The organism is Tepidamorphus sp. 3E244, assembly GCF_046159835.1.
GTDB lineage: Bacteria > Pseudomonadota > Alphaproteobacteria > Rhizobiales > Tepidamorphaceae > JACKJK01.
This window is the reverse complement of record NZ_JBJXCY010000002.1, coordinates 471,251-492,447: the sequence shown is the minus strand read 5'-3', so window position 1 is coordinate 492,447 and position 21,197 is coordinate 471,251. Positions and strand designations below refer to the sequence as shown.

At 63.7% G+C, this 21,197-nt stretch carries 20 protein-coding genes; 12 read left to right on the top strand and 8 right to left on the bottom strand.

The window, feature by feature from the left end; genetic code table 11:
• Position 1 precedes the first annotated feature (1 nt).
• Both ACKTEK_RS11125 and ACKTEK_RS11120 read left to right on the top strand, forming a co-directional pair.
• A complete protein-coding gene (locus ACKTEK_RS11125; RefSeq protein WP_409165364.1) occupies positions 2 to 814 on the top strand; it encodes a DUF1206 domain-containing protein in 813 nt (270 codons plus the stop codon).
• Between the two features lie 198 nt (positions 815 to 1,012).
• A complete protein-coding gene (locus ACKTEK_RS11120; RefSeq protein ID WP_409165363.1) occupies positions 1,013 to 1,414 on the top strand; it encodes a hypothetical protein in 402 nt (133 codons plus the stop codon).
• Positions 1,415 to 1,554: 140 nt separating this feature from the next.
• On the opposite strand, the gene ACKTEK_RS11115 is transcribed toward ACKTEK_RS11120, so the two are convergent.
• Positions 1,555 to 1,944, bottom strand: a complete 390-nt coding sequence (locus ACKTEK_RS11115; RefSeq protein WP_409165362.1) for a DUF3775 domain-containing protein — start codon at positions 1,942 to 1,944, stop codon at positions 1,555 to 1,557.
• A gap of 230 nt (positions 1,945 to 2,174) precedes the next feature.
• On the opposite strand from ACKTEK_RS11115, the gene ACKTEK_RS11110 reads away from it, so the two are divergent.
• On the top strand, positions 2,175 to 2,582 hold the full coding sequence (locus tag ACKTEK_RS11110; protein WP_409165361.1) for a hypothetical protein: 408 nt from the start codon (positions 2,175 to 2,177) through the stop codon (positions 2,580 to 2,582).
• Positions 2,583 to 2,736: 154 nt separating this feature from the next.
• On the opposite strand, the gene ACKTEK_RS11105 is transcribed toward ACKTEK_RS11110, so the two are convergent.
• Both ACKTEK_RS11105 and ACKTEK_RS11100 read right to left on the bottom strand, forming a co-directional pair.
• A complete protein-coding gene (locus ACKTEK_RS11105; RefSeq protein ID WP_409165360.1) occupies positions 2,737 to 3,600 on the bottom strand; it encodes an META domain-containing protein in 864 nt (287 codons plus the stop codon).
• 49 nt (positions 3,601 to 3,649) lie between these two features.
• Entirely contained in the window at positions 3,650 to 4,165 is a 516-nt protein-coding gene (locus ACKTEK_RS11100; RefSeq protein ID WP_409165359.1) for an META domain-containing protein, read from the bottom strand.
• Positions 4,166 to 4,458: 293 nt separating this feature from the next.
• Here ACKTEK_RS11100 and ACKTEK_RS11095 point away from each other — a divergent pair, with 293 nt between their 5' ends.
• Together ACKTEK_RS11095 and ACKTEK_RS11090 are read left to right on the top strand one after the other, a co-directional pair.
• Complete coding sequence (locus ACKTEK_RS11095; RefSeq protein WP_409165358.1) at positions 4,459 to 4,773, top strand: hypothetical protein; 315 nt, start codon at positions 4,459 to 4,461, stop codon at positions 4,771 to 4,773.
• Positions 4,770 to 6,254: a methyl-accepting chemotaxis protein gene (locus ACKTEK_RS11090; protein ID WP_409165357.1), complete on the top strand. Its 1,485-nt coding sequence runs from the start codon at positions 4,770 to 4,772 to the stop codon at positions 6,252 to 6,254. Before ACKTEK_RS11095 ends, ACKTEK_RS11090 begins: the two co-directional genes overlap by 4 nt.
• Before the next feature lie 38 nt (positions 6,255 to 6,292).
• Here ACKTEK_RS11090 and ACKTEK_RS11085 read toward each other — a convergent pair whose 3' ends face one another.
• Positions 6,293 to 7,189 (bottom strand): MBL fold metallo-hydrolase, encoded by an 897-nt coding sequence (locus tag ACKTEK_RS11085; protein WP_409165356.1) that lies wholly within the window; start codon positions 7,187 to 7,189, stop codon positions 6,293 to 6,295.
• A gap of 70 nt (positions 7,190 to 7,259) precedes the next feature.
• On the opposite strand from ACKTEK_RS11085, the gene ACKTEK_RS11080 reads away from it, so the two are divergent.
• Positions 7,260 to 7,817, top strand: coding sequence for a hypothetical protein (locus tag ACKTEK_RS11080; RefSeq protein WP_409165355.1), 558 nt, complete (start codon positions 7,260 to 7,262; stop codon positions 7,815 to 7,817).
• A gap of 59 nt (positions 7,818 to 7,876) precedes the next feature.
• Here the strand turns inward: ACKTEK_RS11080 and ACKTEK_RS11075 are convergent, their stop codons facing one another.
• Positions 7,877 to 8,140, bottom strand: a complete 264-nt coding sequence (locus ACKTEK_RS11075; RefSeq protein ID WP_409165354.1) for a hypothetical protein — start codon at positions 8,138 to 8,140, stop codon at positions 7,877 to 7,879.
• A 343-nt stretch (positions 8,141 to 8,483) separates the two neighbouring features.
• Between ACKTEK_RS11075 and ACKTEK_RS11070 the strand changes: the two genes are divergently transcribed.
• Positions 8,484 to 10,187 carry a methyl-accepting chemotaxis protein gene (locus ACKTEK_RS11070; protein WP_409165353.1) on the top strand — a complete coding sequence of 568 codons (1,704 nt, stop codon included), beginning with the start codon at positions 8,484 to 8,486 and terminating at the stop codon, positions 10,185 to 10,187.
• A gap of 90 nt (positions 10,188 to 10,277) precedes the next feature.
• Here ACKTEK_RS11070 and ACKTEK_RS11065 read toward each other — a convergent pair whose 3' ends face one another.
• On the bottom strand, positions 10,278 to 12,293 hold the full coding sequence (locus tag ACKTEK_RS11065) for a putative bifunctional diguanylate cyclase/phosphodiesterase (RefSeq protein WP_409165352.1): 2,016 nt from the start codon (positions 12,291 to 12,293) through the stop codon (positions 10,278 to 10,280).
• A gap of 130 nt (positions 12,294 to 12,423) precedes the next feature.
• Positions 12,424 to 13,668 carry an OmpP1/FadL family transporter gene (locus tag ACKTEK_RS11060; protein ID WP_409165351.1) on the bottom strand — a complete coding sequence of 415 codons (1,245 nt, stop codon included), beginning with the start codon at positions 13,666 to 13,668 and terminating at the stop codon, positions 12,424 to 12,426.
• A 429-nt stretch (positions 13,669 to 14,097) separates the two neighbouring features.
• Between ACKTEK_RS11060 and ACKTEK_RS11055 the strand changes: the two genes are divergently transcribed.
• Genes ACKTEK_RS11055 through ACKTEK_RS11045 form a run of 3 tightly spaced genes read left to right on the top strand, consistent with a single transcriptional unit; the run spans position 14,098 to position 18,327 of the window.
• The gene (locus tag ACKTEK_RS11055; protein WP_409165350.1) at positions 14,098 to 15,414 is read left to right on the top strand and encodes an NCS2 family permease; all 1,317 of its coding nucleotides are present in this window, start codon (positions 14,098 to 14,100) and stop codon (positions 15,412 to 15,414) included.
• 34 nt (positions 15,415 to 15,448) lie between these two features.
• Positions 15,449 to 17,716, top strand: coding sequence for an efflux RND transporter permease subunit (locus ACKTEK_RS11050; RefSeq protein ID WP_409165349.1), 2,268 nt, complete (start codon positions 15,449 to 15,451; stop codon positions 17,714 to 17,716).
• 59 nt (positions 17,717 to 17,775) lie between these two features.
• Positions 17,776 to 18,327 (top strand): tetratricopeptide repeat protein, encoded by a 552-nt coding sequence (locus ACKTEK_RS11045; RefSeq protein WP_409165348.1) that lies wholly within the window; start codon positions 17,776 to 17,778, stop codon positions 18,325 to 18,327.
• A gap of 68 nt (positions 18,328 to 18,395) precedes the next feature.
• On the opposite strand, the gene ACKTEK_RS11040 is transcribed toward ACKTEK_RS11045, so the two are convergent.
• On the bottom strand, positions 18,396 to 19,355 hold the full coding sequence (locus tag ACKTEK_RS11040; RefSeq protein ID WP_409165347.1) for an ornithine cyclodeaminase family protein: 960 nt from the start codon (positions 19,353 to 19,355) through the stop codon (positions 18,396 to 18,398).
• Here ACKTEK_RS11040 and ACKTEK_RS11035 point away from each other — a divergent pair.
• Both ACKTEK_RS11035 and oxlT read left to right on the top strand, forming a co-directional pair.
• Positions 19,341 to 19,775, top strand: coding sequence for a hypothetical protein (locus ACKTEK_RS11035; RefSeq protein WP_409165346.1), 435 nt, complete (start codon positions 19,341 to 19,343; stop codon positions 19,773 to 19,775). The genes ACKTEK_RS11040 and ACKTEK_RS11035 overlap by 15 nt on opposite strands.
• An 81-nt stretch (positions 19,776 to 19,856) precedes the next feature.
• Entirely contained in the window at positions 19,857 to 21,191 is a 1,335-nt protein-coding gene (oxlT, locus tag ACKTEK_RS11030; protein ID WP_409165345.1) for an oxalate/formate MFS antiporter, read from the top strand.
• Positions 21,192 to 21,197: the final 6 nt, after the last annotated feature.

Genomic DNA, 21,197 nt, shown 5'->3' with positions numbered 1-21,197 from the left:
TATGAAAAAGGCACGGACATGGTTCAAGCCGCTGGCGCGCGCGGGGTATGGCGGTCGAGGGCTCGTCTACCTGTTTGCTGGGATATTCGCGGTGATCGCGGGTTTCTCCGGCAGTCAGGAGGCGGGTAGCCGCGAGGTGATCGACTGGCTCCTCAACCAGCCCTTCGGCCGTACCATCCTGTTTGCCCTCACGGTCTGCCTTGCGGGCTACGTGGCGTGGCGGCTGGTGCAGTCGCTTCTGGACGCGGACGAACACGGGTTCGACGTGAAGGGTCTCGTCATCCGCGCGGGGCTGTTCGTGAGCGCCATGACCTACACAATACTGGCGATCTACACGCTCTCGCGGCTCGGTGTCTTTTCATCGGACAGCGGTGGGGGTGGCGGCGGCGGCGTCGCCGACTACATCGCAGGTTTCATCGGTGCCCACTATGTGTCGCTGGTGCTGGCCATCTGCTTTGCGGGTGTCGGTGTCGCCCACGTCTACAAGGCGGCGACGCGGCGCTACAACGATCACATCCAGGCACCGTCCGAAGCGCAATGGCTCGTGGACGGGTCTGCCATGGCCGGACTCGGGGCCCGCGGTCTCATTTTCTTTGTCCTCGCCGTCATGTCCTTCTACCGCTTTCTGAGCGCGGACGGCGGGAGCGGTGATCCTCCCGGCCTCAAGGACGCACTCGGCTTCATCGAGGGTCTGCCTGCCGGCTCGATCCTGATGGCGGTCATGGGCTTGGGGCTGGTCGCATTTGCCGTCTACTCGTTCGTGGAGTCCCGCTACCGCCGGATCGACGTCGAGCAGGCAAGCCTTCCGGGATAATCGCGAACAGGCAATCTGCCTTCCCTTACGTCCGCCTATTTACTTTTGGCATGTGTGAATTTGGTTCCGCTAAATCCTTCAAAAATATAATATTTTTCTTCACCGTTCAGATGGAACGGGCCTTGGGTGCAGCCGTTGGGATGACATGGGAATTCAATTCCACACCCCGCAAGTTCACGAGAACCCAAGGAGTTCATCATGTTGAAGAAGTTCACCGTTTCCACGCTCGCCGTTGCCGCCTCCATGGCCTTTGCCGCCCCGGCGCTGGCGCTCAGCGATACGCCGAAGATCGACACCGACCAGTCAGCGACTGCTGAGCAGTCTGCTACGACGCAGACCGCACAGACCAGCGACGGTTCGGGTGAAAACTATCCGAAGGATGCCCGTGAGTCGGGCGAGCCGACCGTCAACGACGAGACGGCCGATCCGTCCAACAACGAAGCCGAAGAAGGCAAGGACTTCCCCAAGGAAGACCGTGAGTCCGGCGAGCCGACCGTCAATGACACGACGACCAATCCGTCGGCGGATGAGCCGAAGGAAGGCGACGAGAACTACCAGAAGGAGAGCCGTGAGGAAGGCGCCAAGCCGGCAGCCGACTAATCGCGACAGCCTTCAGGTCTAGAGCCTGAACAAGCGAAGGCCCGCACTGGCGACAGTGCGGGCCTTTTTCGTGCTTGCTCACTTGCACCAAGGTGAAACCCCGCGCCGGCAGCATAACCGCGGCGCGGGACATCAATTGCTCAGGATCCGATAACGGTCTCACCGGTCACCGCCACCAGCCCGTTGGCGATGTGCTCTGCCAGGAGCGGCTGCGAGACGAGCTGTTCGGGGATGTCGCTATGGGCGGCGTCCTCGGCTGCCTTGCGCGCGGTATCCCATTCCTCCGCCGCGTAGTCATCGCGGCCGATATAGAGAAGCGCGAGAAGGTCGAGTTGCTCGCCGCGGCTCAGCCCGCGCAGGTTTTCGGATACGACAGAGTACATGTCGTCGCCGTCACCATCCTGCAGCGCCGTTCTGAAGCCGTCGTCCACGCCGTTGGAGCCCGGATCCGGATTGACGACACCTTCGCTTCCGGCCATGGCGCGCGCCTTGATGATGAGCGCCTTCACTGTCTGGATATCGATCTGCATGGAGTACCTCGTTGATGCGTTGAAAACGCTTGTCTTTTTCCCAATCCAACAAGCGATTGCGGGGCGGCAGAAAGTTTTTCGAAATATCTGCTCGGGGGTGAAACTTTCCATGTAGGGCACTCGTTCCTTCATGGGTGCTGATGAGAACAAAAGACTCTCGCGGCGCACGCGCGCGCGACCCCTCGCGCGCCAACAGCGCCGAACGGCGCCTTCAAGGAAGGAGTTCCCCCATGAAACGCATTCTGACAGCAACTGCCATTGGTGCCCTGATGACCACCTCGGCCTTCGCCATGCATCACCTCTCGGTGAGCGCGGAAGACCAGGACGTGTCCGGCGGCACGGTGACTGCTACGGAAATCAACACGACCCAGGACGGCTGGCTCGTTGTTCACCGCACAGGTGAAGACATGAAGCCGGGTCCGGTCGTCGGCCATGCCTGGATCAAGGAAGGCAAGAACGAGAACGTTTCTGCCGACCTCGATGAAGATGTCGCTTCCGGCGACATGCTCATGCTTATGGTCCACGGCGAAGATGGTGGCATGAAGAAGGGCGAGTTCGAGTACACGCTCGGTGCCAAGGAAGACGGCCCCATCAAGGAAGACGGCAAGCTGATCATGAAGGTCATCACCGCGAAGTAATTCGTCTGAGGGGAGCCCCGGTGCCGCGCCGTTCGCCTCTTTGAGGCCTGCCGGATTTTTCGCGGCACCGGGCGCTTATCCCGCTCATGACCTGACAACACGAAACGGCCGCGCGATGCGCGGCCGTTTTTGTCGTTCTGGACCGGGTTGCGGTTCAGCCGCCGTAGAAGCGGGCAATCTCCTGACCGTTGCCGTCGTAGAGAAACAGGCTGCCGTTCTGCCGGGCGAAATAGCGGGATGCGGCAAAGGCATTGAACATGCCGCGTTCGTAGGTGTCCGCCGATCCGCCGCAGCGGCGTTTGGTCGAGGTGACCCGGTCGAAGCGAACGGCGGCGCGGCTCGGCTGCTGGACGCGCGTGTCGAAGCTGTTGCAGCCGCCGGTGCCGGACACATTGCCGCGCGAGCTGATGACGACCCGCGTTGCGCCGGAGGCTGCATTGTCGAGGTGGGACAGGCGCCCCTGGTTGTCGCGCAGGATGCCGAGCCGCCACGTGCCGCCAAGCTCGAACCCGCCGGCCTGCGGCTGGCGCTGCTGCGGTGCGCGGGCTGCGCTGGAGGTGTGGATGCGCACGAGGCGGAAGGTTTCCCACGCATCGGCACGGTCTGACACGGCCGCCAGTTTCGACCCGCGGCCAACGCCGGCGCGAACGTACTTGCCGTTTTGAGCGGAGCGCAGCGTCAGGTTGCCGCCGTTGGCGCGCATATGGAACGTTTCCCAGCCCGCGACCCGATTCGAAGTGACAGCCAGCAGGGCACCGCGGCTGACCCCGGCCCGCAGGTACTTGCCCGAACGGGTGTCGCGGAATGCGACCTGGTTGGCCTGGACGCGCACCATGTCGAACTTCAGCGCGGTCTTGGCGCTCGGCTGGGTGGCCGCGAGATAGCCATCGCCGCCGGCAGAGACGTACTTGCCGCTGTGGACTGACTGCAGCGCGAACACCTCTGCAGCATTCGCCGTGGCGGTGAGAGCGAGGGTCGAAGCCGCGATGGCAGCGGCGGTCATGAGTTTCTTGAACATCGATCTGGTCCTCAAGTGTTGCCTCTCGGGGGAAGTCTCGTCCGGTGGTTCAGGTCCGGGTGAAGCGGGCGATCTCGTTGCCCGCTGCGTCGAGCAGCGTCAGCACGCCGCCTTCAAGCTTGTGGGTGTCGGCGCGATTGAGCGCTGCGAACAGGTTGCGTTCGGCATCCCAGACAGGGCCCTGGCAAGCCTTACGGGTCGACATCACGCCATCGAAGGCGATGGCCTCGCCCTTCAGGTCAAAGCTGGTTCCGAAGCGGTTGCAGCCTACGGTGCCGTTGAACGCACCGTCCGGGCCGATGACGATCTGCGAGCGGTCGGTGACACTCTCGTCCACCGCGTTCAGGCCGGCGCCGTAGCTGGCCAGATGCGTGAGCTGCCATTCGCCCGACAGGTTCGACATTGCATCTTCGGTCATCACGTTCTGGTCTCTTGCCAGTTGCTGGAATGCGGTCAGTCGAAACGCGCCCGCCTGGCCCGCTGCGATCGTGTGGGGGACAATGACCGCGGCACTGGCGAGCGCCGTGCCGGTCAGGATCATTGCCGTGAACTTGCGTCTGGTCATGTGTTGGTCTCCGCATTCGGGTGCAAGGGCTGCGTTGTCTTGAGGTCGGGAAGCAACGGGTCTCCCGGCGTTGGACCCAAGACAAACATGCGCGCCCTGAAACGTGCCTGAAGCGGGCGTTCATTGGCCGTTCATGCGGAAATACCAATCTGTCTCAACGTCAAATAGCTGTAATTATTTCAGTTTTGCTGCCGGTGCTGCAGCGCCGTTAAGCCGCCGGAAAGGATGCGGGTGCATAGTCGGCGCTTACGTTAGGCATCGGGAAAGCACGAATGGCATCGGAATCACGCGCGATGTGGCAGGCACTGGCCTTTGGCGGTGTTCTTGTCGGCATGGCCGGTATCCTGGCACTTGCGCCGCGCGACGGTGCGCAGGTGGCCGTGTTCATGCCCCCCTGGGCCGAACAGGGCGACGCCATGCGCGCCGCGGCAGCTGCCCGGCTTGATGTGGTCGCCGTGGGAAGCAACGGGCGGGTTGCCATTCTTGCCGCAGTCGACCGCTCCGGTGTCTCACGCCTGTATGCAAGCGGTGCCGTTCTGGTGGCTGATGCCGCCATCGCCCGCGCCTGCCTGACGACAGAACCCCCAAAAACGGAACAAGCAGCATGAGTGAGACTTCGGCCACGACCCCGGCAGACGGGGTGACAGGCGTCCGCGATGCCTTCGCGCCCTTCTTCTTCGGCTTCATCTGGATCAATGCCGCGATTGCCGCGGGGCTGTCGTTCTACAACGGCTTGCCGATGGCCGTGTCCGTCGCCGTGCTGGCGTTTGCCTGCGCCGCGCTGCCGACATTGATCTGGCGAAAGAGCGGCTCCTCGCCGCTCGTGCGCTACACGTCCTCGGCCAGTGCCGCGGTGCTGGTGGCACTGGTCGTTGCGGCGGAAACCGGCCAAGTCTACCAGCTCGACGTCCACATGTACTTCTTCGCGACGCTCGCCGTCGTCGCCGGCTGGTGCGACTGGCGTGCCATCGTCGTCAATGCGGCGGTGGTGGCGGTCCATCACCTGTCACTCAATTTCGCGCTCCCGCTGGCCGTCTTCCCGGAAGGGGCAAACTTCCTGCGGGTCGTGCTGCACGCGGTGATCCTCGTCGTGCAGGCCACGTTCCTGATGTGGATGACGAACCGCCTGGTTCACGCGATGGCCGATGCTTCGCTCGCCACCGGCGAGGCCCACGCAGCCAAGCTGGATGCCGAGGGACTGGCGGCCAAGAGTGATGCCGCAGCCAAGTCCGAACACCATCGCCAGGGCGAAGTGTCACGACTGATCGCGGATTTCCGCGCCGAGGTTCAAACCGCACTCGTCGATGTCGCCAACGATATCGCGACAATGCGCGCCGTGACCGACGAACTGGGCGGCGAAGCCACGTCGGCGCGCGAAACCGCGGTCTCGACGCGCACCGCTGCCGACAACGCGGCGGTTGCCGTGTCCACCGTTGCATCCGCGTCGGAAGAACTCGCCGCCACCATCGCCGACATTCGCGGAAAGACGCAGAGCGCGTCGGATGCGGTGGGCGATGCCAGCACCGCGACCCGCGACACGACCGAGAAGGTGAATGCCCTGTCGAGTGCTGCCCAGCGCATCGGCGACGTTCTCGGGCTGATCGAGGCCATTGCCGAGCAAACCAACCTGCTGGCGCTCAACGCGACAATCGAGGCGGCGCGCGCAGGCGAAGCCGGCAAGGGCTTTGCCGTCGTTGCTGCTGAGGTGAAAAACCTCGCCAACCAGACGGCCAATGCGACTGGCGAAATCTCCGCGCTCGTCACGGAAATCCAGGGTTCGACCGCCGCCTCCGTCGGCGCTATCGAACTCATATCTTCAAGGATGGACGTGGCGCGCCAGTTCGCCGAGGAAATCGCGGCTGCCATCGAGCAGCAAGGTGCCGCCACCATCGAGATCAGCAACTCGGTCCAGTCTGCGTCGCACGGGACGGACGAGGTGAATGCGCAGATGGTGACGCTTGGCGCCGGTGTCGACCAGACCTTCGAAGCGACGCAGCGGCTGACCGAGCGCACCGAAGCTGTCAGCGACCGCAACACGCGGTTACGTGACACGATCGACCGGTTCCTGGAACGGGTCGCAGCGGCCTAGAGCCTACGAGACTTCGATGCCGGGTGATGCGTCAGCGCTCACTCGGCGTCATACTCCCAGTCATACCCGGCCTCGTTTCTGCCCGTGATACGGATGATGGACGGCTCATGGAAATGGGCCGTGCACAACCGTGTCGGGGTGTCGCAGATCCGGTCGAAGAGGGCGCGGCGCGTCTGCGCTGCCTGCTCGGAACTGTAGTCGGAAAACATGCCCGTATCCGGAAACAGCACCTGAATTGGTGAGTGCACCATGTCGCCACCGATGATCGCATCGGGCTGGCGGCCACCGACTTCCACCGAAAAATGATCGATGGTGTGGCCCGGAGTCGGCGTGAGCCGCAGGGCACCATCGAATTCATGGTCACTGGCAACGCACTGGTGCCGGTTCGCAGCCACGACAGGCAGCACCGAATCCGTGATCCACGGGCAAAGCTCCGGGTCGTCGGTTTCGCGCTTGGTCCAGAAGTCGAGTTCTGTCTGCGAGAAGATGTAGCGGGCGTTCGGGAAGGTCGGCACCCAGCGGCCGTTTTCGAGCTTCGTGTTCCAGCCGACGTGGTCGACATGCAGGTGCGTGCACATGACGAAGTCGATATCGGCCAGCCCTACCTCGAGCGCGGCCAGCCCCTTCTCCCAAGCATCCAGCTTGAACATGTTGAACATCGGGCGCATGGGGCGCGGCTTGTCGTTGCCCACGCAGGAATCCACAAGGATCGTGTGTCGCGGCGTGCGCACCAGGTAGCTCTGGAAGCACAGGATCACGTTGCCGTTGGAATCGATGAAGCGCGGCTCCAGCCACTCGCGGTGCTCTTCCAGGAATTCATCCGTCAGGGAGGGGAAAAATTCGCGGGCCGGGAAGAAGCCGCCGACCGTCTCCACGATACGATCAATCCGCGTGTCACCAATGATGAGCGGTTTGGGCTTTGCTGTCGGGGCCATCGCTGCCTCACCTATTCTGTTGTTGGGCGCGAGCGTGACCGCACGGCGGTACCTATGTCAATCTGCCGGCATGAGCGACACCAGCTATTCCCAGCGTTTCAATATCCTCGCGCGGCCCACGACATATCTTCTTGAAGACGAAGCGCTCGTGTGGCGTGACGATGCCGGGCGCGCGGGAGAAGTCGCGTACCGTGATATCCGCGGTGTCCGGCTGTCGTCCTGGCCCGATGCGAGCGTCGGCCCGGTGGTCTATGCCGTTCTGACGAGGAAGCATGGCAAACCGTTGAAGCTCAGCAACCGGTCCTATGTCAGCCTGGGAAATTTCGACGCGCAGCATCTCACCTACACCGCGTTCATGAAGGCACTGCATGCGAAGCTGGCGTCGCACGGCGGCGCGGTGAACTACCGTCTCGGCTCAACCAATGCCGGCCTTGTCGCGACCGCCATTTTCAGCATTGCCCTGTTCGTCTTCATATGCGGGACGATCTATGCGGTGTTCGCGGAAGGCTCGGTGCTGGGCACAGTGATCGCCGCGGCGATCATGCTCGGATTCGTTCCGCTGCTTGTGCGGTTCCTTCTCGCCTCACGGCAGCGAACCTATTCGCCCGCCGAATTCACGGGCGAATGAGATTTGCCTGGCGCGGGCAGGCAGGTCGCCCACCCGCGCAAAGCAGGTATCGAAGCCGATTACTGGCGCGTGATGGAGACGATGCGGTCGATGCCGTCTTCCCCACCTTCGTAGACGATGACGAGCTTGTCGCCCGGCTTCACGTCTGCGGGCATGCCGAGATCTTCGGTCACATTGCCGACCTTGGTGCGGTCATTGAAGGTAAGGACCTTGTTGGCCGGGTCCCAGGCGGTAACTTCGACGGTGAGGGTGCCGTCGGCGAAAGCGGATGTGGCGGAGACGATAAGGAGTGCTGCGGCGGCAGCGGCGGCGCGAAGCTGCATGAACTGACCCTTTCTACGGATCGAGATTTTTCAAAAAAGGGCGGCTTGCTGCGGCCGGTGTTTGTCACCGGCGGCCGGTTCCGCCGCGCTCGTCTCGCGCCATGCGAGAGGCTGCGTATGGGCCGCAGCCGGCGGCGAGTCCCACGCGTGTTGCGCCATGGACCGCTTGCGCGTTTCAAAGCGCCTCGATTGTGTCGGATTGAGGGCGGGTGCCGCAGCGTCAAAGTGGCTAATCGAAAATTAACCGCGGACCGTCAAATTGCTGGCTGCCTAACAATTGAGCAATTGGTGCGCAGAACGCCACGAGCATTGTCGGGCCCAGCGTGTTCGGGGGAAATGACGCATGAATTCCGGTCTCAACGATGCATTGGCGTTCCTGGAGAACGCCGCCACGGCTGATCTGAAGCCGGGCAAGGTCCGTGACGTGATGCACGGGCAGATGGACGACATTCTCGAAGCCTTCTACGCCGAACTCGGCGGAACGGAGATGGCGCAGCATCTTGGCGGCGAGGGCACCGTCGAGCGGCTCAAGTCGGCCCAGCAGAACCATTGGCTCTCGCTGTTCGATGCCGAGGTGAGCGAGGACGTGCGCGCCGCCGGAAACCGGATCGGCACGCGCCACGCGGAAGTGGGCTTGTCGCAGAGCTGGTACATTGCAGCCTATGGCTGGGTGATCGTGAAGCTCATCCCGATGATGATGAAGCGCAAGCGGCTTGGCGGGGGCGACGCGGAAGCCATGTTGCAGACGCTGGTGGTTCGGCTGTTCTCCGACATGACGATTTCGCTCAACGGCTACGAGGAAAAGCGCCTTTCGCAGGCCGTCGACGAGACCAATCTCCGAAACATCGAGACGCTCGGCCAGATGTCGGAGACGGCGGTCGCCTTCAACGACATCATGCTGCAGCTCAGCTTCCTGCAGCAGAACTCAACCGACGTCGCGACGAACGGCCAGGCGATCTCGGCTGCCGCGAGCGAACTCGTCGCGTCCGTCGACGAGATTGCCCGCAACAGCGACTGCGTTTCCAACGAGGCGCGCGAGAGCCAGCAATCGGCGTCGGAAGGCAGTGCGGAGATCAACAAGCTGTCCGGCTCGATCAGCGACATTGCCTCGGCCGTGGATGAAACGGCCAACAGCGTGGAAGGACTGGCACACGCCTCCGACCAGATCGGCCAGATCATCACCGATATCGAGAACATCGCCGCGCAGACCAACCTGCTGGCGCTCAACGCGACCATCGAGGCGGCGCGCGCGGGCGATGCGGGCAAGGGCTTCGCTGTCGTTGCCGGTGAAGTGAAACAGCTTGCCAGCCAGACGGCGTCGGCCACCGACGACATCACCAAGCGCATCGGCGCGCTGCGCGAAGGCATGGAGCGGATCGAGACGCACATGCGCTCGTCCAATGCAGCCGTCGACAGCGGCAAGGGCGCCATCGGCGACGTGCTTCAGCGCATGGACCAGATCGCCTCGCAGGTTTCCAGCGTGTCGGGCCGGATGGGCGAGATCACCGGCATCCTGACCCAGCAGCAGGGCACTAGCTCCGAGATCGCCGCCAATATCGACGCGATTGCCGGCAAGGCCTCCAGCAACGACGAACTGGTGAACACGATTGCGGGCGGCATGCGCGACAGCTCCAAGAAGCTGTTCGACAACGCGCTGAAGATGTTCGACGCGCAGTCCAGCGTATCGCTCTGCTACATGGCCAAGATCGATCACGTCATCTTCAAGCAGCGCACAATTGATGCCTGCATGGGCCGCGAGACGTGGGCCGCGGCAGACATGCCGGACCACCACACCTGCCGGCTCGGCAAGTGGTACGACGGGATCCAGAACGAAACGGTGCGCGCGCACCCGGCCTTCATGGCGCTGGTCGAGCCGCACAAGCAGGTTCACGCCGCTGCAAGGGCCGCGCTGGAAGCAGCCGCTTCCGGCGATCAGACGACAGTCTCCGTCCATCTGAAGGAACTGGATGAAGCCAGCCAGGCCGTGTTGAGCGGACTGGACGAATTGAGCCTCGTCATCGCGAACCTGGAAAAGCAGGCAGCTTAAACAAGGGCGGGGAGGCCACTCCACCCGACAAGCCCCGGCGCACCGCGCCGGGGCTTTTCCTTTGGTGGATTTCGTTGGACAGCGCGAGCCTTACGCTGTCAGTTCGCGCGTATTGGCAGGGTTCGCAACATCATCGGACGCATCGGCAGCCTTCATGATCGCGGCCCTGTTGCGCAGGATGTAGCCGTTGATTTCGTCCACGGGGATGGGGCGGCTGTAATAGAAGCCCTGGATCTCTTGAAACCCGGCCTGCCTTGCGAAAGCCAGTTGGGCCTCGGTCTCGACCCCTTCGGCAGTGAGCCGCAATTTCATCGACTGGCCCATGCTGCCGATGGTTGTGAGCACCCGGGCGACGTTGTCGTTCTGCCCGAGGTTCTGGAAGCAGCTGCGATCCACCTTCAGCTTGTCGAACGGGAAGTGCCAGAGGTAGCTCAGGCTCGAATAGCCGGTGCCGAAATCGTCCATCGCGATGCTGACGCCGAGTGCCTTGAGCTCGTCGAGCTGCTTGCGCACGGCAGGAATATCGCCGTCGCCGATGAACAGGCTTTCGGTGATTTCGAGCTCCAAACGCTGTGATTTGAGGCCGGTGCGGGCCAGGCAATCCCCAACGGTCGCAACGAGCTCTTCCTGAAACTGCTGTGCTGACAGGTTCACCGAAACCTTTATGTCCTGCGGCCATTGCGCCGCGTGGGCGCACGCAACGTAGAGCACGATCTCGCCGAGAGCGGGCATCAGCTGCATGTTCTCGGCAATCGGGATGAAGTCATCCGGCGTGATGTATCCGCCATTGCCATCCGGCAATCGCAGCAAGGCCTCGAACCCGCAGACATTGCCGTCGGAGGCGTCGTGCTGGGGCTGGAACGCGACCTCGAAGGCGCGGTTCTCGACAGCCCACCGGACGTGGCTGCGAAGGCGCTGGTAGGCCGCGCGGGCGTCCTGCATGCCGGCCTCGTAGGGAATGTAGCGGTCGCGTCCTGCTTCCTTCGCGCAGTAAAGGGCTGCGTCGGCGTGCTTGAGGATATCGCTCAGTTCGCTGCCTTCGCCCTGATGGCTTGCAAAGGCGATGCCCACGGACGTGCTGATCTGAACATCGCAGCCGTGGACATGATGCAGTTCACGAACGCCTTCGACCACGCGGCGCGCCAGGGCAAGCGCGCTCTCACGAGAATTCAGGTCGGGCTGAACGATGGCGAACTCGTCGCCGCCGAGCCGGGCGACCGTGCATTCGACGTTTGCCGCGTTGGTGAGGCGAATGGCAACCTCGCGGAGCAGCTCGTCGCCCGCGACATGGCCGAGCCTGTCATTGACGATCTTGAAGCCGTCGAGATCGATCATGTGAACGGCGACATCATGGCGCGGCAGGTGGGCCGTGCGCAGCGCGGTTTTCAACGCCGTGCGAAAGACCGTTCGGTTCGCGAGGCCGGTCAGTGCATCGTGGCTTGCAAGATGCCGCGCGCGTTCATCGGAATGGCGTTCGCGCTTTTGCAGGAACGCCGTGTACAGGGTCTGCAGCAGCGCGACGACCGTCAGGCCGATGGAAAACCAGATGATCGTATAGAGCGTCGCGCCGTATCCCGCGCGGCGTTCGGTTTCATCGAGATAGACCTCGATGACGCCCTTGACCTCACCATCCTGGATGAACGGCACATAGGCTTCGGCATAGATTTCCGGGCGGTTTGGTTGGCCGTTGCCCTCCTTGACGACCGTGTAGGTTTCGCCGGCAAGAATGGACAGCGCGATTTCCGACTGATGATCCAGGAGTGTGTCGTCCGCAGTCCGGGTATCTTTCATCTCGTCGGAAATCAGCCGCAGCCGGCCTTCGGCATCGAACAGCTTGAAGCGGAAGACCTCGCCGATGGTCGCGATGTCCTCGAAGACGCGGATCTGCTCGGGTGTCGGGTATTCGCCTCGAAGAATGTTCTCGATTGCGGGTGTCTGGACCGCAAAGGCATCTGCCCATTGCCGGGCGGCCGCCTGGGCATCGCGATCCAGCATCTGCTCGACGGAGCGCACAAGCAGAACCGAACTCACCGTGAACGCCGCAGCGATGACGATGAGGAATACCGTCTGGATGAAGATCACACGCTTGCGAGTGATTTGCGGCATCAGCATTCCCTGAGGTCGCCGTTGGCCGGCGCCCGTTACCAATTCTTGGCTGTCAGGAGACACGAAATTCGCGAATATTCGATTTACATCAATGCTTAAGGGTCTGTTTCACAGATTGCAGACGTGTGGCCTACCAGGTGAAGGTTCCGGAAATGCCGAACATGTGCAGGTCGGTCTCAAGCGAGCCGATCAGTGTGCCTTGCGTGTTGGTGGCACTCGGCGTCACGTTGATCGGCGCGTCCTCGTAGAAGACGTGGGCGTAGTGTGCCGACCATTTGAAGTGCTCGTTCATGCGGCGCTCGTATCCCAGGCCCACCATGATGCGGTCGCCGTCCGGCGACAGCGTGTTTCCGCCGCCACTGGCCACGGCGGTGTCGTAGTGCATGCCGAAGAGAATGCGCGAGTTCGCGTCCGGACGGTATTCCGCGCCGATGGCGAATATCCAGCTGTCGTCCCAGTCCTGCGGGCGAACGTCGGTGGAAGCCGGTGCGACGAGGCTCGCACCCAGCGCGATATTGAAGCCGGTGAAGCTGGACGAGTCCTGCCATACGACTTCGCCGAGCAGGGACCATCTTTCACCCAGGTCCTGCCGCACGCCGAGGGACACCACCTGCGGCAGCGTGAGGTTGTAGTTCGCGGTGGCATCGGCCAGCGGGAAGCCGCGCAGGCCCGCCATGCCGGAAATGCCGTGATCCATCTGCGAGCGGTAGGCAAGCCCGATCGTGGTCCCTTCGTGTGGTGTCCACACGAGGCCGGCATTGAAGCCGACCTGCACGTCGTCACCCTCCAGGTAGCCGATGAAATCCGCGCCACCCGGGCCGATCTCGACACGCTCGAAGACGCCGTCGACATACTGCACGCTCAGGCCCCCACCGAGCGCCAGTGTGCGCGTGAGCTGGTAGGCGAGCGACATGGTTCCGGTATAGGTGGTGATGTCTGTCCTGGTGAGCTGGTAGCGCCCCGGCCACGTTGGGTCGGCGTCGATCTTCGCGGCAAACGGGCCGGAAAAGGCGAAGCCGAGCTTCAGCCTTTCGGAGAGCGAGAACGAGGCATAGACGTTGGGCGCGAACTGCGCGTCCGCGAGGTCCGACGCGCTGCCCGGCGGTAATGGCTGGTTGAACGTGGCGTCCGGCGTTGTCGCCGATGATGCGTTGAGCGTCAGGTCCGGCAGGAAGACCTTTGCGTCCACGTAGACCTGATGCCCCTGAAGCGAGGCGTTGGCGGCCGGGTTGAAAAAGAGGCCCGAGGGGTCGCCCGTCCCGGCCGTTGCGCCCGCAAGAGCGGAGGCATTGGCGGCGCCGGATTGATAGGGCGCGTAGAACCCGCCGGCGCAGGCGTCGGGCGCTGATAGAGCCAGAACCGAGACGCTCGTCATCAAGACAAGCGCAGCACGTCCATTGCCTAACTTGTGGCGCGCAGCGCCGATCTCCCGAACCGCCATGAGCCCCCCGGCATCGTGTTGGCGTGACCGGAGATGTTGCCTCTCCTCGGCCCGCAGTTGCCCGCCTGGCGGACAGCCGTTAAAAAATCTAAACGCATGAATGACGTTACGGCAAGCGATTGGCGCAGAATTCTCGACAATCGCGCTGGCACAGATGGCCCGCTGCAAGTGGGATTGCGGGCAAAACTGGGCTGATGTGCTCCAGATTCCGGGCTTGATACGGATTTTGTCGCGCGTGGCGCGGAATGTGGTGCAACAATGCGAGGGCCGTCGTCCGGATTGGGGCCGGGCAGGGGCGCATCCCGGTATCGGGGCAAGGAAATCGGGACTTAGAGACATCGGGGCAATGTCACGGGGGCTGACATGGACGACACGAAGAAGCCTGCAAGCGGGCTGGACGGCTATTTCGGGATAACCGCAGCGGGATCGACGATCCGCACGGAGGTCATCGCCGGCGTCACCACCTTCCTGACGATGGCCTATATCGTCTTCGTCAATCCATCGATTCTCTCGGCTGCGGGCATGCCGCAGGACGCGGTGTTCGTGGCAACCTGCATCGCCGCATTCGTCGGCACCGCCATCATGGCGCTGCTCGCCAACTACCCGATTGCGCTGGCGCCGGGCATGGGGCTGAACGCCTTCGTCGCTTTCGGCGTCGTCGGCGGGATGGGCTTCACATGGCAGGAAGCGCTTGCCGCGGTCTTCGTCTCCGGCGTGCTGTTCATCTTCATTTCCGTGCTGCCGGTGCGCGAGTGGATCATCAACGCCATCCCGCGCGGGCTGAAGCTCGCGGTGTCCGCAGGCATCGGCCTGTTCCTCGGCATCATCGCGCTGGAGAACGCCTCCATCGTGGTCGACCATCCGGCCACGCTGGTGACGGCAGGCGACCTGACCGCTGCCGGACCGATCCTCGCGATCATCGGCTTTGCCATCATCGCCGGGCTAAACCACCTGAAAATCCCCGGCGCGACCATCATAGGCATACTTGTCGTGACCCTCGCGGGCCTGCCTTTCGGCGTGGCCACCTATGGCGGGATCATGTCCCTGCCGCCGGACCCGTCGCCGACGCTGTTTGCGCTCGATTTCGGCAAGGTCCTGACCGCAAGCTTCTGGACGGTGGCGCTGTCGCTGCTCTTCGTCGACCTGTTCGACACGGCGGGCACGCTGGTTGGCGTCGCGCACCGTGCGGGCCTGCTGGACGAAGACGGCAAGCTGCCGCGCATGCGCCGGGCTTTGCTCGCGGATTCCACCGCAACCGTCGTCGGCTCGCTGGCGGGGACCACCAACACGACCAGCTACGTGGAAAGCGCGGCGGGCGTTTCCGCCGGTGGGCGCACTGGCTTTGCCTCGCTGGTGACGGCGGCCCTGTTCCTGCTTGCTCTGTTCTTTGCACCGCTGGCAGGCTCCATCCCTCCCTATGCCACGGCGGCAGCCCTGCTGTTTGTTGCCGTCGTCATGGCGCGGGGCCTTGCGGAGATCGACTGGGACGACATCACCGAGGCAGCGCCGGCTGTCGTCACGGCCATCACCATGCCGCTGACCTATTCCATCGCGACGGGCATTGGGTTGGGGTTCATCACCTACGTTCTGGTGAAGGTTGTCTCCGGTCGTTTCGCGGAGCTTTCGCCCGCTGTGTGGGCACTGGCCGTCGTGTTCTGCGCGAAATTCCTTCTGGGGTGACAACGGGCCGCGCGGCCTGAAGCGAGGTGAAGCCATGGGCGAAGACAATGCGAAAGCCGGTCGAGCCCATGGCCCTGTCGCCATGACGTGCGCACGCCTGGCGGCGTGGTCGGTCCGCAACCGGGTGCTGGTGTTTGCGCTGTCGGCCATGCTGGCGCTGGCGGGGCTGGCTGGCGCGCTGAGGCTCGACTTCAATCCGGATGCGCGCGTCTATTTCTCGACCGACGCACCGGAGCGCATTGCGCTTGAAGAGATCCGGGAACGATTTGGCCCGCGCCGCGACGTGATTGCCATCGTGCGGCCCAATGGCAGCGATGATGCCGACCACCTGCGCGCAGCGGCGCAAGATGCGCGCGAAGCCATGCTCGCGCTCGACGGCGTGTCGGGGTCCGGCACTGCGGCAATCAGCGATGACCTGGTCTCCGTGCATTCGGGTGGAGAGCTTGTCGCGAGCTTTCTCGTCTCCATCGACGAGGTGGGTGCGGCTGCCTACGAGCAGATGAGCGCCATCGAGGATGCGGGCCATGGTGCACTGAAAGGGCAGTACGACCTGCTGCTCACCGGCGGTCCGGCGCAGGAAGCCGCCGCCATGACCGCGATACGCAGCGACCTGTCGGTCTATGTGCCAATCGAAGTCGCGCTGATCGTCGGGTTGCTGCTGCTCTCGGTTGGATCGTTGACGGCGCTTGGCGCGCTCTTGTGCGTGCTGGGCGTCGGCACGCTGGCGACCATGGGCGGGTTCGGCTGGTCGGGTGCGGCGCTCAACGGGGTCACGAGCGTGGTGCCTTCCTCGCTGCTCGGGCTTTCGGTTGCAACCAGCGTGCATGTGATCCTCGCCTGGCAGCATGGATTGCGGCAGGGGCGCGACAGCGATGCGGCCCGGCAGGGTTCGGTCGAGATCAACGCGCTGCCCATCGTTCTGGCGACGGTCACGACAGTCATTTCCTTTGCCTGCCTCAACTTCGCCGACAGCCCGGCATTCCACACCTTCGGGACGCTGGTCGCCTGCGGGCTGACGCTGACGCTTGTCCTGTCGTTCACGCTGCTGCCGGCGTTGATCTCGGCCCTGCCACCGAACCCGGTCCAGCGCCGGGCCGGGTTCGAGCGCGTCATGGGCCGGCTCGGTGCCTTCGTGTGCGATCACAGCCGCGCGCTGCTGCTGCTGGCGGTGGTGGTTGCGGGGCTTGCCGGATACGGGGTTTCGCAGGTCGCGTTCCGTGACAACTTCTCGAAGTATTTCGACGAGACGTTCGCGTTCCGGCAGGCGACCGACCTCTACGAGACGCAGGTTGGCGGAATCACATCCATCGAGTTTTCGGTGCCCGTCGCCGATGGCGAGACGATCACGTCGCCGGACTACGTCGCCGATGTTGCCGCCTTCCGCGATTGGGCCTTGCAGGGCCGGATGGTGGCGCACGCCGTCGCCGCGAGTGACATTTACCGGGCCGGCGGGCGGGACTTCGGACTGACCGACGATGCGGGTGTGCCGACCGGCGATGCCGCCGCGAAGACGCTTCTCGGCGGCCTCAAGTCCAGGGGCAGCGACCCCGACCTGCACTACATGCTCGGCCGCGACTTCGCCGACGAGGAACCGGGCCAGGGTGCGACCCGCGTCATCACCATCCTGCGGGCAGCCGCGTCCGACGACATCCTGGAGTTCGCGCAGGCAGCGCAAAACAAGCTCGCCGAACTCGGCAGCGCCCGCCGCGCGACGGCCACCGGCATGGCGGTTCTCGCCGCCCACCTTTCGGAGCGCAACGGCTCGGCGATGATCAAGGCGACGCCGATTGCGCTGGTCGCCATCTCGCTGTTGCTGGTCTTCGCGCTCGGGAGCGTGCGGCTGGGGCTTGCGAGCCTCATCCCGAACCTGATGCCGCTGCTGATGGCCTACGGCATCTGGGGCCTCGTGATGGGGGACCTGACCTTTGCCGGGACGATGGTGATTGCCATGACATTCGGCATCGTCGTCGACGACACCGTTCACATCATGAGCCGGTATCGGCATTTGCGGCGGGCAGGCGAAGCCCCGCGCGAGGCGATGATCGAGACGTTCCGCACGGTTGGCATCGCGGTGGTGACGACCACGGTTGCCATCGCCAGCGGGTTTTCGGTGCTTGCGCTGTCGGGCTTCTCGGTCAACCGGGACCTCGGTGCCATCACCACGCTGACGCTGCTCAGCGCGCTTGCCGCGACACTGGTCTTTCTGCCGCCACTGCTGCTGGAACTGGAGCGTTTCGGGCGGCGGCGAACAAGTGAAGCTTCGCCGTCTTGTGAAACTAACGGGCGCGACCTACGTACCTGATGTTGCCGCTTTTGAGTGTTCAGATGCGGTCGCCTCGCAATTCACGGGAGAATTCCGACATGACGGCTCTTCACGCTCGCTCCAGCTCCATCCTTGCCGGTCTCGCGCTTGGCGCTGCAATCGCCTTCGGCGCCACGGCCGCCATGGCCATGGGCAGCGACACCACCACCGAAACGAACTGCCCCAGCGGGCAGATCAAGGACAGCGACGGCAAGTGCAAGCCGTCGGAGAGCAACGCCATCGACAACGAGGCGCGCATCATCTACGGCCTGTCGCTCGCCAAGGCGGAGCGCTACGACGAGGCGCTCGCCGTGCTCGCCACCGCCGCCGACCAGAACGACCCGCGCGTGCTGAACTACACCGGCTACAGCCTGCGCAAGTCGGGCAAGGTCGAAGAGGGCATCGGCTACTACAAGCAGGCGCTCGCCGCCGACCCGAACTACGTGCAGGCGCGCGAATATCTCGGTGAAGCCTACCTGACGCTTGGCCGCCTCGACCTCGCCGAGGAGCAACTTGCCGAGATCGAGAAACGCTGCGTCGCCGACTGCGACACCTATCTCGACCTGTCCGACCAGATCGAGGATTTCCGCGAGCGCCAGCAGCGCGGCTGATCCTCTTCCATCAGATCACGGTTCAAGACGGCGGCTCCGGAACGGGGCCGCCGTTTTCTTTTGAAGCCTCACGCGCCGACGACGGTGCCCAACCCCTTTTCGACGGCGCGCTCATAGCCGAGCGCGGCGATGGCGAAGTCGCCGATGGCGAGGCCACGGAAAACGAAGGTCGCGGGCCGTTCCGAGTCATGCTTCGGGGTGATCTTTCCCGACACGAGATCGGTCAGGTCGCCGTTAACGAGGTCCGCCGGGACCACCTTCTTCGGGCTTGCGGCCTCCTGCTCGGTGTCATCCACGAAAACTTGGCCGAACGCGCTCATTGTCTCGTCCATCCAAGGAATGCCGAGATCGGTGATTGCCGCGAAGGCCCCGCCCTTCACCCAGCGCGCGTCCAGAAACGGCTCGATGGTGTAGTCGAGCGTCACCGACGTCACGATCAGGTCGACGTCGGAAATCGCGTCGCGCGGCGACTCGGCCACGTCCGCCTCCAGTCCGGCATCGCGGGCATAGGCGCAGAGCCTCTCGACATTGGCCGTGCCGCGCCCATAGGCCTTGATGCGCTTCAGCGGAAACAGGGCGCGGAAGGCATCGAGATGGCTGCGGGCCTGCACGCCGCAGCCGATGAAGCCGACCGATTGCGCGTTCGGGTCGGCGAGCTTGCGGGCAGCGACCGCGCTCAGGCCCGCGGTGCGCACCGCCGTCACCCAGCCTGCCTCCATCACGCACTTGAGAAGCCCGGTCTGGCTGTCGAAGAGCGAGATGGCCCCGTTGATGGCGGGGAGGTCGCGGCCGGGATTGTCCGGGCTGACAGTGACGGTCTTCACGGCAGTGAAGGGCGGCGCATCGGCTGTCGCGAGCGTCGACATCATGTAGCGGCCGTCGCCGGGCAGGACGGCTGATTTCGGCGCGGTGAGAATCGCGTCACGCGCCTTTTCGGCCACCGCCTGCTCGATGCGGTCGGCGATCTCGACGGCGTCGATGCCGAGCTGTTCGAGCGTGTCGTCCGAGAGGTAGTGAAAGGCGGCCATGGCAGTCTCGTTTCCGGTTGGGTGGGCAAGGACTTAATGCACGTTAAGAAATTTTTGGTGCGCCGTAAAAATCCCCTTTTCTACGCCGAAATTCAGGCGTATATCCATTTTTCATCGGGCCAAGGTCCAAAAGAAACAGCTCGCTGCGAAAATCCCCCGCCCAATGGGGAGTTTGGTGGCTCTTTCGAGAGAAAGGCGAGCATGTTTCTCATCCTTCGTTTCCAGCAAGATTGCGCTTTGAGCGGTGCAGCGATCGTCGCACGCAGGGACAGTGCGCCGGGCTGCAAGGCTCACGGCATGGAAGACAGGCCCGACACAATCACGGTTCCCGCCGTACTAGCGGCGCAGACCCTGAACAACCCTGCGATGCGCCCACAGAAGACGCAGCGGGTTCTCCAAACAGCCTTGCCGCTTTTTTGATTGGCCGGCTGGCGCGGCCGTGTTCGCGCTGCTCTGCCGTCTGCCGCCTGAGTGCGGAGACGCCCAAGGAACACCCAGTAAATGAAGACCATCCAATCGACACCGGCTGCCTGGCCGGTGAAGCCCGCGAACCGCTGGTTCCAGCTCGCGTTGGGCGTTGCGTGCCTCGTTGCTGCTGCCAACGCGCAGTATGCCTGGACGCTGTTCGTTCCCGAGATCGAGGCGACCTACGGCTGGAGCCGTGCCGCGATCCAGACTGCCTTCACCATCTTCGTCATCACCCAGACCTGGCTTGCCCCGCTTGAGGGCTATTTCATCGACAAGTTCGGCCCCCGCGCCATCGTCTTCGTTGGCGGTGCGCTGACCGGTATCGCATGGGTCGTGGATTCCTACGCGACCTCTCTCGCCGGCTTCTATTTCGGCGCCGTTCTCAGCGGCATCGGCGTGGGCTGCGTCTACTCGACCTGCATCAACAACGCGCTCAAGTGGTTCCCGGACCGGCGCGGCCTTGCCGTCGGCCTGACGGCGGGCGGCTACGGCTCGGGCACGATCCTCACCATCCTGCCGATCTCGCACATGATCTCGACCACCGGTTTCCAGTCGGCGTTCTTCACGTTCGGCCTGATCCAGGGCGCGATCATCATGGTCTGCTCGCTGTTCCTGAGCCCGCCGGTGAAGACCGTGAAGCCGGTCTATTCGACCAAGCTCGTGCAGAGCCGGCGCGACTACACGCTGGGCGAAGCCCTGCGCACGCCGGTCTTCTGGCTGATGATGCTGATGTTCACGATGACGGTGACCGGCGGCCTGATGGCGGTTGCCCAGCTCTCCGTCATGGCCAAGGACCTCGGCGTGAAGGAAATGCCGGTGAACATGTACTTCTTCACCATGGCCGCGCTGCCCTTCGCGCTGATGCTCGACCGCCTGATGAACGGCTTCTCACGCCCGTTCTTCGGCTGGATTTCCGACAATATCGGCCGTGAACGCACCATGTTCGTGGCCTTCACGCTGGAAGGCCTCGGCATCCTCGCGCTCGCCAATTTCGGCGGTCACCCGGTTGCCTTCGTACTGCTCAGCGGCGTCGTCTTCCTGGCCTGGGGCGAGGTGTACTCGCTGTTCAGCGCCACCGCTGGCGACACGTTCGGCACCAAGAACATCGGCAAGATCTACGGCTTGCTCTACTGCTCGAAGGGCGTCGCCGCGCTGCTTGTTCCCTTCGGCAACGTGCTGATGGAAATGACCGGTACCTGGGCGACGGTTCTCTACACGATGGCGGCAATGGACATCTGCGCCGCGATCCTGGCGATTGCCGTGCTGCGTCCGCTGATCGCGCGCCACCACCGCCTCGATGCCAATAATGCGAACGATCCGACTGCCGTGCGGGCTACTGCGGCACGGTCGCACCGTCAGGCCGCCTGACGCTCT